Raw genomic sequence first — 12,676 nt, 5'->3', positions numbered from 1 at the left:
AGAGCAGAAGATGTCCGGCACCGCGCTCTATAGCAATTCCTGGCACCGGGTCAGCACGCTGCGCCCGCGGCTGCGTTCGCACATCCATATCCACCGCCACGTCTACCGGGGCGAGGTCTGGTACGTGATGCAGGACCAGAGCAATGGCGAATTCCATCGTTACACGCCCGAGGCCAATCTGCTGATCAGCCTGATGGACGGCCGCCGCTCGGTGCAGGAGATCTGGGAGATCGCCTGCGGCCAGCTGGACGACGACGCCATGCCGCAGGACGAGGTCATCCGCCTGATGGCCCAGTTGCACCGCGCCGACGTGCTCACCACCGACCGCGCGCCGGACGTGCGCGACCTGGTCGAGCGCCGCAAGCGCCAGCGCATGCAGAAAATCAAGCAGTACATCGGCAATCCCAGCGCGCTGAAGATGCCGCTGCTGGATCCCGACCGCGGGCTGACGCGGGCGCTGCCGTACTACCGCTGGCTGTTCACCTGGGTCGGCGCCTTGCTCTGGCTGGGCGTGGTGGGCGCGGGCGCGGCCCTGGGCGCCATGCATTGGCAGACGCTGACGCACAACATCTGGGACCAGGTGTTTTCCTCGGGCAATGTGCTGGCCATGGCGCTGGTCTACCCCGTGGTCAAGGCGATCCACGAACTTGGCCACGCCTGCGCGGTCAAGGCGCGGGGCGGCGAGGTGCATGAGATCGGCCTGATGTTCCTGCTGCTGGTGCCCATCCCCTATGTGGACGCCTCGGCGGCATCGGCCTTCGCCGACAAGCGCTGGCGCATGCTGGTGGGCGGGGCGGGCATCCTGGTGGAGCTGTTCCTGGCGGCCGTGGCGATGATCGCGTGGACCCAGCTGGATCCCGGACTGGGGCGCTCGCTGGCCTATACCGTCATCGTGCTGTGCGGCGTGTCCACCCTGTTCATGAACGGCAATCCGCTGCTGCGCTATGACGGCTATTACGTGCTGTCCGATGCCATCGAAATCCCCAACCTGGGTCAGCGGGCCAATGGCTACCTGGGCTATCTGTTCAAGCGCTATGCGCTGGGGCTGCGGGGCGTGGAAGCGCCGCGCGCCACGCCGGGCGAACGCGCCTGGTTCGCGGGCTACGCGTTGCTGTCCTTCTGCTACCGCATGTTCATCATGTTCCTGGCCATCTTCATCATGGCCGGGCAGTTCTTTTTCTTCGGCGTGCTGCTGGCCATCTGGGCGCTGTTCAACACCATCGTCATGCCGCTGTGGCGCCTGGGCCGCCAGTTCTATGCCGATCCGCAGATCCAGGCGCACCGCCTGCGCTGCTACCTGATCTGCGGGCTGTGCGTGCTGGGCGTGGCGGGACTGGTCGGCGCGGTGCCGCTGCCTTCGTCCACCGACACCGAAGGCGTGGTCTGGGTGCCGCCGTCGGCCCAGGTACGGGCGCCGGTGGCCGGTTTCGTGCGGGCGCGGCAGGCGGCCGATGACGCGCCGGTGGGGCAGGGCGCGGCCCTGATGATGCTGGAGAACGACGAACTGATCCGGCGCGACGCCATGCTGGCCGCGCAGGTCGACGAGTACCAGGCGCGTTATGTGCAGGCCTATGCGCAGAACCAGGTCCAGGCGGCCATCATGCGGCATCAATGGACCAGCCTGCAGACCGAGAGGCGCGCGATCCAGGAGCAGGTGCAGGCACAGCAGGTGCGCAGCCCGCACGCCGGGCGCTATGTGTCGGCGCAGGCCGAAGACATGGTCGGCCGCTACGTGCAGCGCGGCGAGCTGCTGGGCTATGTGCTGACCGACGCGGAGACCGTGCGCGTGGTGGTGCCGCAATCCAGCCTGGAGCGCATCCACCGCTCGCTCCGGAACGTGCGCGTGCGGTTGGTGCAGGACAGCGGCGAAGAGTACGTGGCCGCGATCGCGCGCGAGGTGCCGGCCGCCACCGACGAGCTGCCCAGCCTGGCGCTGAGCCTGCAGGGCGGCGGCAGCATCGGGGTGGACCCGCGCAAGTCGCAGGAAGGGCGCGCCAAGTCCGCCGAGAACCTCTTCGTGATGGACCTGGCCTTGCCCGCGGACGCGCCGCGCGCCTATCTGGGGGCCAGGGTCTACGTGAAGTTCTCGCACGAACCCCGGCCGCTCGCCTTGCAAGCCTACGACGCGGTGCGGCAGATGGTGCTGCGCCAGTTCCGTTTCTGACCCCGCATCTGACATGCGCGCCTTCGACGCCCTGGCCCCGGACCCGCTCTATCCCGAGAAGGAGAGCGAGCGCCATGCCAACAAGCTGGAAGCCTGGGGCACGGGCGCGCTGCGCTGGCTCAGCCGCAAGCGCCGCCAGCCCTTGTGGCGCACCCGGCGCATCCTGGCGCGGGTGCGGCGCGAGACCGAGGCGCTGGGCGAACTTGACCTGGCGGGCGTGCGGCGGCGGGCCGACGAGATCGCATTCGACCTGCGCGCCAACGGCATCAGCCAGGAGAGCGCGGCGCGCGCCTTCGCGCTGATCCGGCAGGCCGGACGGTTGGCGCTGGGCAAGGCGCACTTCGACGTGCAGCTGCTGGGCGGCTGGGCCATGCTGCAAGGCATGGTGGCCGAGATGAACACCGGCGAAGGCAAGACGCTGACCGCGACCCTGCCGGCGGCCACCGTCGCCATGGCGGGCCTGCCGGTGCACGTCATCACCACCAACGACTACCTGGTCGAGCGCGATGCGCAGATCATGGGGCCGCTCTACGAGGCGCTGGGCCTTTCGGTGGCCTGGGTCAGCATGGAAATGGACATTCCCGCGCGGCGCAAGGCTTATCAGGCGGACGTGGTCTATTGCTCCAACAAGACGCTGGTGTTCGACTACCTGCGCGACCTGATCGTCCTGGACAGCGACAAGGACGAGGACGCCCTGCGCCTGGAGCGGCTGCGCGGCGAGCAGGGGCGGCTGAACCAGCTGTACCTGCGCGGCCTGTGCTACGCCATCGTGGACGAGGCCGACAGCGTGCTGGTTGACGAAGCCCGCACGCCTCTGATCATTTCCGGCGTGCAGGAGGACGACACCAGCGAGGTCACGCGCCAGGCCATGGAGCTGGCCGGCGGCATGGCGCCGGAGCACTACCGCCTGCATCGCGGCGAGCGCCGCGTCACGCTGACCGAACTGGGCCGCGAGCATCTGCGCGGACAGTGCGCCGCGCTGCCGGCGCCGTGGAGCATTCCGTTCCGGCGCGAAGAGCTGGTCCTCAGCGCCCTGACCGTGCAGCACCTGTACCGGCTGGATGAGCAGTACATCATCCGCGACGGCAAGATCATGGTGGTCGACGAATTCACCGGACGGGTGATGCCGGACCGCTCCTGGGGCCAGGGCCTGCACCAGATGCTGGAACACAAGGAAGGGCTGGAGCTGAGCGAGCCGCGCTCCACCCTCAAGAGCATCAGCTACCAGCGTTTTTTCAAACATTACCTGCTGCTGTCGGGCATGACGGGCACCGCGGCAGAAATCCGCGCCGAGCTGGGCCGGGTCTACGACCTGCCGGTGGTGCGCATCCCCACGCACCGCAAGTCGCGGCGGCGCCATGCGCCCGATGCCGTGTACCGCACGCTGGCCGAGAAATGGGCCGCGGTGTGCGAGCGCGCCAGCGCGCTGCACCGGCAGGGCGTGCCCATCCTGATCGGCACGCGCTCGGTCGCGGCATCCGAACAGGTGGCCCACGTGCTGGCCGAGGCCGGCCTGCCGGCGGTGGTGCTCAATGCCAAGCAGGACGCCGACGAGGCCGACATGATCGCGCGCGCCGGCGAGATCGGCAGCATCATGATCGCCACCAACATGGCCGGACGCGGCACGGATATTCCCTTGTCCGACGCGGCGCGCGAGGCCGGTGGCCTGCACGTCATCCTGACCGAGAGGCACGAATCGGCGCGTATCGACCGGCAGCTGGAAGGCCGCAGCGGCCGCCAGGGCGATCCAGGCCACGTCGAAGCCATCCTGTCGCTGGAAGACTCCGTGCTGGACAGCGTCGCCGGCGGCGCCTGGGCCGGCCCGGGACGGTTGCTGCGCGCGCGGCGCCTGCAGGACTGGAACTGGCTGGCCGCGCGCTGGCTGCGTTTCGCCCAGGCCCGCACCGAACGAAAACTGGCCCGCGAGCGCCGCCAGATGGTGGCCGCGGATGAAGAACTCGAAAATTCCCTGTCCTTTTCCGGGCAGGGCGACTGATATGCAAAGGCCCGATTCCATGACGCCACGCTACCGACTGCCACGCCCGGCCCTGCTTGCCGCCACCGCTACCCTCATCGCCGCCGCGGCAGGCGCCCAGGGCCTGCCGCCCGATGCCCGCCTGCCGCTGCTGGCCGAACCTGCTCTGTCAGCGCAGGCCGGCAATCTGCAGGCTCCCATGGCCTGCCTGATCGAACCCTTCCAGGTGTCCGAACTGGGCAGCGCCTCGGCCGGCGTGCTGGCGAGCATACTGGTGCAGCGCGGCGATGTGGTGAAGAAGGGGCAGGTGGTGGCCGAGCTGAACACCAGCGTGGACGAGGCCACGCTGGGTCTGCGCCGCGCCGAAGCCGCCTACCTGAGCCGCGTGGTCGACCGCAACACCGACCTGTTCAAGCGCCAGCTGCTGCCCGCCGGCGACTACGACGAAATGACCTCTCGCAGCCGCCAGGCGCAGCTGCAGGTGGCATTGCAGCAGGCGATCCTGGCCGAACGCAGCATCAAGAGCCCCTTCGACGGCGTGGTCGCCGAACGCTTGGCTGGCCCGGGCGACCGCATCAACGACAACAAGATCGTCAAGCTGGCGCAGATCAACCCCCTGCTGGTGAAGGTGGTTGTGCCTGAAAGCCTCTATGGCCAGATCAAGGCCGACGCCGAGGCGCAGGTCACGATCAACCAGGCCATCACCGACAAGCCGCTGCAGGCCAAGGTCTGGCGCATCGACCGGGTGATGGACGCGGCCAGCGGGACGTTCACGGTGCTGCTGCGCCTGCCTAATGAAGGCAATGTGATTCCGTCGGGCATCCGCTGCTCGGTGAAGTTCTGATTCAGGCAGTCCATTCCGCGATGAACTCATCGCGGAAGCGCCGGATCCAATCCAGCCGGCTCGCGGCCAGCAGGCGGCCGCCTTCGGTCTGCATCGTGCCGGCGATGCGCACCAGCTTCAGTTCGATGTGATCCAGCGTATAGACGCCGTCGTCCAGTTCGCGGTGTGCGCCCATGGGGTCGGAGGGATGGGCGAGCGCCCGGCCCAGCTGGCCGCCGATGTGGAACATGCGGGCCAGTCCCACCGGGCCAAGCGCATCGAGGCGGTCGGCGTCCTGCACGATGCGGGCTTCGATCGTGCGCGGCGCAATGTTGGCGGAATAGCTGTGGGCCTCGATGGCGTGGGACACGCCGTCAAGCCGGGCCGCGGGGTAGCCGATGGCGCGCAGCGCCTGGACGGCCTGCGCGGCCGCCATGGTCGAGGCGCGCGGCCGGTCGGGATGGTTCTTGGGCAGGTTGACCAGGTCGTGCAGGTAGCAGGCGGCCATGACGATGGCCGGGTCGGCTTCGGGGTGGTGCGCCAGCATGCCGCGGGCGGCCCTCCAGACGCGCTCCAGGTGGCTCAGGTCATGGGCGCCATCGCCGGTATCCGCGTCTCTGGCAATCCGTATGAGTTGCGGCCGCCATGCCGCCAAATCTTCCTGCCTGTTCATTTCTTACCGCCAGCTTCGGGTCCAACGGAAAGTGTACACAGCGCGCTTCGGGCCGCGCAGGCGCGGCCCGGGGGCGACGTCAACCGCCTTGCGCCTGCATCCGTCCCGCCGCGGTCGAGCAGATCCGGTACACCAGCGCCGACACCACGAAGCTTGCCGGAGCGGCAAGTGTGGCCGCGAAGCCGGCCGTGTGCATCAGCGCCAGGCCGCAGATCGCGCCGGCGAACCAGCCGGCCAGGCCGGCGCGGTTGAAGGCCGCGCCGCCGCCGTGCTGCGGCGCGGCTTCCTGGCCGCCCAGGATATGCACCAGCGCCACGGCCACCCAGGACACCACGAAGATGCCCTGGTAGGCCAGGGCCTGAAGCAGGTACGAGAACACGTCCAGCAGCATCAGCGCATACGTCACCGCGCCCACGATGACGGCCCAGACCGCCTTGGGCCAGCGCATGCCAGGCCAGCGGGAAAAGAACGCCTGCATGTTGATGGTGGCCAGATAGTAGTTGGCCGTGTTGATGCGGGTCTGCGTGATCCACACGAACAGCAGGCCGCCCAGCCCCATCAGCTTGAGCAGGGCCAGCACCACCGACACTTCCGACAAGGCCGCATCGCTGGGGATGGTGCTGACCAGGTAGATGCCGGCCACGCCGTTGAGCAGGAAGGTCACCAGATAGAAGGGCATGCCGAAGTTGTAGCGGCTGTGATAGGTCTGGTCTTCGCGCTTGCCGAAGCGGGCGTAGTCGAAGGTGAACATCATCAGGACCCACACGCCCATGTAGTACACGAAGGCGTCCCACCAGCCGCCGGGCACCGGGCCTTCGGGCGGGCCGAACGACAGCCACGCGTCGCTGTAGCCGTATTCCTGAGTCGCCATCACGACCGCCAGCAGCAGGCCCAGCAGATAGAAGGGGAGCAGGACGCCGTTGAACTTGTCCAGCCAGCGCTGCACGCTGCCGAAGATCAGCAGCACGCTGTAGGCGACCACCACCAGCGCCACCAGCCAGTACGGCACGGCAGGGTAGAGGTGATGCGCCGCGACCGACATCACCGCGCCCTCGAACACCGCGTAATAGATGGCGGTGGCAAAGAAGATCAGGGTGGCCAGCGCCGCGCCCGAGGTGCCGAAGAGGCGGCGCGAGAACAGCGCCACCGACAGGCCGGTGCGGATGGCGTAGCGGCTGATGACGCCGTTGATCAGCCCGTAGCTGATCACCGACAGCACCATGCCGATGATGGCGTTGCGGGCGCCGTACTTCAGCGCCAGGGTGGCGCCGACGACGATGTAGAACACGGCGCTGCACACGGCCCACCAGGCCATGGTGAGCGAGTAGCGGGGCATGCGGTCGCTGTCGGCGACGGCATGCAGCGAGTTGTCCGTCTCATCGGACGGTTTGCGTGGGGTCATATTGGCCATGACGGATCTCCTGGCGGGATCGGATGCTGCGGTTCGACTGCGGAACGGGCGCGCGTCGCCCATCGGCCCTGCGGGAGCGCAGGGCCGGGATCTTGGAAAAACCGTGGGAGAAGGCGCGGCGCGGCCGCGCCCCGGGGTCAGCCGCTGAGCGCCTGGCGCAGCCGCTCGAAGCGGGCGCGGTAGTCGCGCCGGGCGGCCACCGCCTGCTCCAGCGTCACCCGCTCAAAATGGGCGCTCTGGTTGGGCTGCATCTGCCCGACCTTGTCCAGGTCGGCGCTAATCACCGTGCCTATCATGGCGTAGCCGCCGCCGGAGACGGCGTCGCGGTGCAGGATGATGGGTTCCACGCCCGCGGGCACCTGGATGGAGCCGATGGGATAGCAGGCGTCGACGATGTTGGACGGGTCGGCGCCGGCGCCAAAGGGTTGTTCGCGGCCACGGAAGCGCAGCGGGCGGCCCTGCTTGTAGCGGTAGCCGATGCGGTCGGCCTCGGAGGTCACGGTCCAGGCGTCTTCATAGAAGGTGGCGGCGGATTCGGCTTCCAGGCGATGGTCGTACAGGCCCGGCAGCACGCGCAGCGTCTGCGTCTTGGGAGGGCTGACGGCCAGCTCGGCGGGCAGCTCGCGGCCGACGCGCGTGCGGATCGACGCCTGGCCCACCGCCAGCCGGTCGCCGGCCTGCAGCTTGCGGCCTTCGTGGCCGCCGATGGCGCCTAGCGCATAGGTCGAGCGGCTGCCCAGCACCTCCGGCACGTCAATGCCGCCGGCCACTGCCAGGCAGGCGCGGGCGCCGGCCTGCACGAAGTCGAACGACAGCCGGCTGCCCGCCGGCACCGCCAGCGCCACGTTGCAGGCCTGTGCCGCGCCGTCGAGCTTGGGGATCATGCTGGCGCCAGTCACGGCGATCACGGCGGCGCGGTGAAACAGCAGCTCCGGGCCCAGCAAAGTACATTCCAGCACGGCGGCATCGGCCGCATTGCCCACCAGCAGGTTGGCGGCGGCCAGCGCGTACTGGTCGAGCGCGCCGGATGGCGGGATGCCCAGGTGGTAGTAGCCCTGGCGGCCCGTGTCCTGCACCGAAGTGGCCAGGCCGGGCTTGATGACTTCGATGATGGCAGCGTTAGGCATGGAGGGTCTCCAGCAGTTGGGCGTTGCAGGCATCGGGCGCGCGCTGGTATTCGGCCAGCGAGAACGAAACTGGCCGGATGCGCAGTTCGAAGGCGCCGGCCTCGACTTGCGCCGCGGCCTGGTCGTATTCCTCGCGATTGATGGGCTTGAATTTCACGATGTCGCCCGGACGGAAGAACACCATGGAGTCACGCAGGTGAGCCTGGCGCTGGGCTGGCTCGAAGATGGGCGCGGGCGTGACGCCGAACATCTGGTAGCCGCCTGCGCCGCGCACCGAGTAGATGCAGCCGAAGCAGCCGCCGTGTCCCACCGTGTGCTTGGGCGTGTCGGTGCGGGGGCGCAGGTACTTCGGAACCTGCAGCTGGCGCTCGCGTTCCACCATCTGATACATGAAGGGCAGCCCGGCCACGAAGCCCACCATGGACACGAACCAGGGCGAGCCGGAATGCGCGTCAATGAAGCCCTGCACCGAGTCATGGCCATTGATGCGGGCCGCGTACTCCAGATCCGTGGATTCGGGATCCTGGTGTCTTTCGCGAAACCGCATCAGGGTTTCGTGGGTCCAGGGGTCGTTGTAGTAAACGGGCACTTCGATGATGCGGGTGTCCAGCGTCAGGCTGGCCAGATCCATGCCGGCTTCCAGCTCGCGCAGCAGGGCCAGCATGGCTTCGGGCGCGATGCGGTCGGGGTCGTACCGCACCTGGTACGAGGCATTGGCCGGGCAGATTTCGGTCACGCCGTCGACCGCGCGTTCGCGCAGCGCCCGCGTGATCGCCATGCCCTTGAAGAAGGACTCCAGCGACATGTCCTCGCTGATCTCGACGAAGATGAATTCGTCGCCGCCGTGGGTGTAGCGCAGGCTCATTGCCTCTCCTCCCGATCCTTTTGCATCCAGGCTTCAAGATAGTTGGTGTGGTAGCGGCCCGCCAGCACGTCCGCTTCTTGCAGCAGCTCGCGGTGCAGGGCCAGCGTGGAATGCACGCCCGCCAGTTCGACTTCATCCAGGGCGCGGGCCATGCGCGCCAGCGCCGCCGCGCGGCTTTCGTCCCAGACGATCAGCTTGGCCAGCAGCGAGTCATAGTAGGGCGGCACCGTGCATCCGGGATACAGCATCGAATCCACCCGCACGCCCGGCCCGCCCGGCCAGCGCACGTGCTCCACCCGGCCGGGGCTGGGCGCGAAGTTGCGCGTGGGATCCTCGGCGTTGAGGCGGCATTCGATCGCGGCGCCACGGATGGCGATGTCCTGCTGGCGCCAGCGCAAGGGCTCGCCGTCGGCGATGCGCAGCATCTCGCGCACCAGGTCCACGCCGGTGATGGCTTCGGTGATGGGATGCTCGACCTGGATGCGGGTGTTCATTTCGATGAAATAGAACTCGCCCGCGCCGCGGCTGTCGTCGTACAGGTATTCCAGCGTGCCCGCGCCGCGATAGCCCACCGAGCGCGCCAGCTGGGCGGCCGATTCGCACAGCTTCTGCCGCGTGGCGGCGTCCAGGGCGGGCGAGGGCGCCTCTTCCAGTATCTTCTGCCGGCGCCGCTGCAAGGAGCATTCGCGTTCGTACAGGTGCACGGCGTTGCTGCCGTCGCCCAGCACCTGGACCTCGATATGGCGCGCGCGCGGCAGATAGCGTTCCAGGTACACGCCGGACTCGCCGAAGGCGGCCTGCGCCTCGGCCTGAGCTTGCGGCATTTGTTCGCGCAACTGCGCTTCGTCGCGCACCACGCGGATGCCGCGGCCGCCGCCGCCGGCGGCGGCCTTGATCATCAGCGGATAGCCGATGACGGCCGCATGGGTCAGGGCTTCGTCCAGCGAGGACAGCACGCCATCGCTGCCCGGCACGGTGGGCACGCCGGCCGCCTGGGCGCAGGCACGCGCCGCGGCCTTGTCGCCCATGGTGCGGATGGTGGCGGCATCGGGGCCGACGAAGATCAGGCCGGCGTCGTTCACGGCCTGCGCAAACGCGGCGTTCTCCGACAGGAAGCCATAGCCGGGGTGCACGGCCTGGGCGCCGCTGCTGCGCGCGGCCTCCAGCAGCGCTTCGGTATTCAGATAGCTGCGCGTCGCGTGCGAGGGGCCGATGAACACGGCTTCGTCGGCCATGCGCGTGGCCAGCGCGTCGCGGTCGGCTTCGCTGTAGACCGCGACGGTGCGCATGCCCAGTTCGCGGGCGGCGCGGATGACGCGCAGCGCGATTTCGCCGCGGTTGGCCACCAGCACCTTGTGGATGCGGCGCGGGCGGTAGGGGAGATTGTGATCGGACATGACGCGCCTATCCCTCGATGCGCAGCAGGGGCTGGCCCGCTTCCACTGGATCGCCGTCTTCCACCAGGATCTCCGCCACCACGCCGCCGGTGGGCGTTTCGATCTGGTTGAACTGTTTCATGACCTCGACGATGCCGATGACGGCGCCGGCAGCCACCGTCGCGCCCGGCTCGACAAAGGGCGCCGCGCCGGGGCTGGGGCGGCGATAGAAGGTTCCGGGCAGGGGGCTGGGAATATCGTGCAACGGCATGGTTTTCTCCTTGGATTGTTGTTCGGGGGAATGGCGTTTCAGGGACCCGTCACGCTGGGCGGCGCGATGCGGATGCCGTGGCTTTCCAGCTTCTCGCGGGTGGCGCGGACCAGGGACAGCGCGCCGGGCGTGTCGCTGTGTATGCAGACGGAATCGAAGTCGATGGCGATGTCCTTGCCCTCCACCGTGCGTACCCGCCCCTCGGTGCAGGCGCGCAGCACTTTTTCCGCGACCTGGTTGGCGTCCAGCGGCTGCGTGTAGCGGGTGAAGACGATGGAGCCGCTGGCGTCGTAGTCGCGGTCGGCGTAGAACTCCCGCACCACGGGCTGGTTGAGCTCGCGCGCCAGCCGGTAGGTGATGGAGCTTTCCATGCAGTACAGCGCCAGGGTGGGCTCCAGTTCCTGCAGCGTCTCGATCAGGCGGCGCGACAGGGTCTCGTCGCGGGCGGCCTGCATGTACAGCGCGCCATGCGGCTTCACGTGCTGCAGCCGCAGGCCATGCAGGCGGGCGAACTCGCGCAGGGCGCCCAGCTGATAGACGATGTCGTGCACCAGCGCCTCGGCGCTTTCGCGGATGTCGCGCCGGCCGAAACCCACCAGGTCGCGAAAGCCGGGATGGGCGCCGATGCATACGCCGTGCTCACGCGCATGCAGCACCGTGCGGTTCATGATCCGCGGATCGCCGGCATGGAATCCGGTGGCGATGTTGGCCGAGCTGATCAAGGGCATGATCGCGTCGTCCACGCCGTCCCCGATGGTCCACGGGCCGAATCCTTCGCCCATGTCCGAGTTGAGGTCGATGCTGCGCTTGCTCATTGCGGGTGGCCTCCTTCGCGTTGCCTGCCGCATTCGACGCGGCGTGTGACGTGAACATTAGCCAAGCTCGCAGGGGATAAAAAGATCTTTTTATTGATCGAGCAATATCGAATTTTCAGATACCTTGAGCGTAGCCAACGGCCAGCGCTTGCCGGGTTTATCTATGAAAAATAAGGGATACCCCTGATCTGGTTCTTGCCGCACAAGAAAGAATTCGCAGATATCCTGATGGGCAGATATCGATTTAATCAATATGGCAGCCCATGTCCGTCACCCTGCGCCAACTCAAATACTTCATCGCGGCGGCCGAACTCGGCCAGATTTCGCAGGCGGCGATCCAACTGGCCATCTCGCAATCGGCCATCACCAGCGCCATCCGCGAACTGGAAGAGACCGTGGGCACGGCGCTGTTCCTGCGCGGCGCCCACGGCGTGACGCTCACGCATAGCGGCCGCACCTTCCTGAACCACGCCTACAACATCCTGTCCTCGGTGGACGAGGCCCTGCGCATGCCGGGCGCTGCCGAGGAAGTCTCGGGGCGTTTGCTGCTGGCGGCGTCCTACACCGTGATCGGCTACTTCCTGCCATACCACCTGCAGCGCCTGTCGCAGCTGTATCCGCGGCTGGACATCCAGCTGCACGAACTGAACCGCAGCGCGATCGAGGAAGGCCTGATCGCGAACCGCTACGACATGGCGGTGCTGCTGACCTCCAACGTCGCCAATCCGGATCTCGCGGTGGAGCATTTCTTCGGTTCGCCGCGGCGCCTGTGGCTGCCCGCCAGGCATCCGCTGCTGGCGGCCGACGCGGTGACGCTGGAAGACGTTTCGCGCGAGCCGTTCATCATGCTGACCGTGGACGAGGCGGCCTACACGGCCTTGCGCTACTGGAACGAAACCCCGTTCAAGCCCGATGTGCGGCTGCGCACCTCATCCGTCGAAGCGGTGCGCAGCATGGTGGCCAACGGCAGCGGCGTCGCGCTGCTGTCGGACATGGTCTACCGGCCCTGGTCGCTGGAAGGCCGCCGCATCGAAACGGTCCAGCTCAAGGATCCGATTCCTCCCATGAACGTGGGCCTGGCCTGGCGCCGCGGCGCGGAGATCTCGCCCGCCATGCAGGTGGTGCGGGATTACTTCCGGCATGCGTATACGGCGCAGCGGGGCGGCGCGGGCTGAG

11 protein-coding genes are annotated in these 12,676 nt (G+C 67.9%); 4 read left to right on the top strand and 7 right to left on the bottom strand.

Annotated elements, in window-relative coordinates; genetic code table 11:
• The first annotated feature begins 10 nt into the window (after nucleotides 1-10).
• From HWY37_RS25165 to HWY37_RS25155, 3 genes are read left to right on the top strand one after another with little or no spacing between them, the layout of a single operon-like run.
• Nucleotides 11-2,164, top strand: a complete 2,154-nt coding sequence (locus HWY37_RS25165) for an efflux RND transporter periplasmic adaptor subunit (protein WP_176090110.1) — start codon at nucleotides 11-13, stop codon at nucleotides 2,162-2,164.
• A gap of 13 nt (nucleotides 2,165-2,177) precedes the next feature.
• Nucleotides 2,178-4,160 carry a preprotein translocase subunit SecA gene (locus HWY37_RS25160; RefSeq protein WP_176090109.1) on the top strand — a complete coding sequence of 661 codons (1,983 nt, stop codon included), beginning with the start codon at nucleotides 2,178-2,180 and terminating at the stop codon, nucleotides 4,158-4,160.
• 19 nt (nucleotides 4,161-4,179) lie between these two features.
• A complete protein-coding gene (locus HWY37_RS25155) occupies nucleotides 4,180-4,983 on the top strand; it encodes an efflux RND transporter periplasmic adaptor subunit (protein WP_176090108.1) in 804 nt (267 codons plus the stop codon).
• Between the two features lies 1 nt (nucleotide 4,984).
• Here HWY37_RS25155 and HWY37_RS25150 read toward each other — a convergent pair whose 3' ends face one another.
• The 7 genes from HWY37_RS25150 to HWY37_RS25120 all read right to left on the bottom strand — a co-directional run bounded on the left by HWY37_RS25150 (nucleotide 4,985) and on the right by HWY37_RS25120 (nucleotide 11,500).
• Nucleotides 4,985-5,635 (bottom strand): HD domain-containing protein, encoded by a 651-nt coding sequence (locus tag HWY37_RS25150; RefSeq protein WP_176090107.1) that lies wholly within the window; start codon nucleotides 5,633-5,635, stop codon nucleotides 4,985-4,987.
• Nucleotides 5,636-5,714: 79 nt separating this feature from the next.
• The gene (locus HWY37_RS25145; RefSeq protein WP_175206226.1) at nucleotides 5,715-7,046 is read right to left on the bottom strand and encodes a purine-cytosine permease family protein; all 1,332 of its coding nucleotides are present in this window, start codon (nucleotides 7,044-7,046) and stop codon (nucleotides 5,715-5,717) included.
• Nucleotides 7,047-7,183: 137 nt separating this feature from the next.
• Entirely contained in the window at nucleotides 7,184-8,173 is a 990-nt protein-coding gene (locus tag HWY37_RS25140) for a 5-oxoprolinase subunit C family protein (protein WP_175206227.1), read from the bottom strand.
• Nucleotides 8,166-9,038 (bottom strand): 5-oxoprolinase subunit B family protein, encoded by an 873-nt coding sequence (locus HWY37_RS25135; protein WP_175206228.1) that lies wholly within the window; start codon nucleotides 9,036-9,038, stop codon nucleotides 8,166-8,168. The genes HWY37_RS25140 and HWY37_RS25135 overlap by 8 nt, the downstream gene beginning before the upstream one ends.
• On the bottom strand, nucleotides 9,035-10,435 hold the full coding sequence (locus HWY37_RS25130; RefSeq protein WP_176090106.1) for an acetyl-CoA carboxylase biotin carboxylase subunit: 1,401 nt from the start codon (nucleotides 10,433-10,435) through the stop codon (nucleotides 9,035-9,037). Before HWY37_RS25130 ends, HWY37_RS25135 begins: the two co-directional genes overlap by 4 nt.
• Before the next feature lie 7 nt (nucleotides 10,436-10,442).
• On the bottom strand, nucleotides 10,443-10,685 hold the full coding sequence (locus tag HWY37_RS25125) for an acetyl-CoA carboxylase (RefSeq protein WP_088142093.1): 243 nt from the start codon (nucleotides 10,683-10,685) through the stop codon (nucleotides 10,443-10,445).
• 38 nt (nucleotides 10,686-10,723) lie between these two features.
• Nucleotides 10,724-11,500 carry a 5-oxoprolinase subunit PxpA gene (locus HWY37_RS25120; RefSeq protein ID WP_176090105.1) on the bottom strand — a complete coding sequence of 259 codons (777 nt, stop codon included), beginning with the start codon at nucleotides 11,498-11,500 and terminating at the stop codon, nucleotides 10,724-10,726.
• A gap of 263 nt (nucleotides 11,501-11,763) precedes the next feature.
• Between HWY37_RS25120 and HWY37_RS25115 the strand changes: the two genes are divergently transcribed.
• Nucleotides 11,764-12,675, top strand: a complete 912-nt coding sequence (locus HWY37_RS25115) for a LysR family transcriptional regulator (protein WP_175206231.1) — start codon at nucleotides 11,764-11,766, stop codon at nucleotides 12,673-12,675.
• Nucleotide 12,676: the final 1 nt, after the last annotated feature.

The sequence above is a fragment of the Achromobacter anxifer genome, from assembly GCF_903652925.1.
GTDB classification, from domain to species: Bacteria; Pseudomonadota; Gammaproteobacteria; order Burkholderiales; family Burkholderiaceae_B; genus Achromobacter; species Achromobacter anxifer.
The sequence above is the reverse complement of the archived record's forward strand: the minus strand, read 5'-3'. Positions and strand labels throughout refer to the sequence as shown.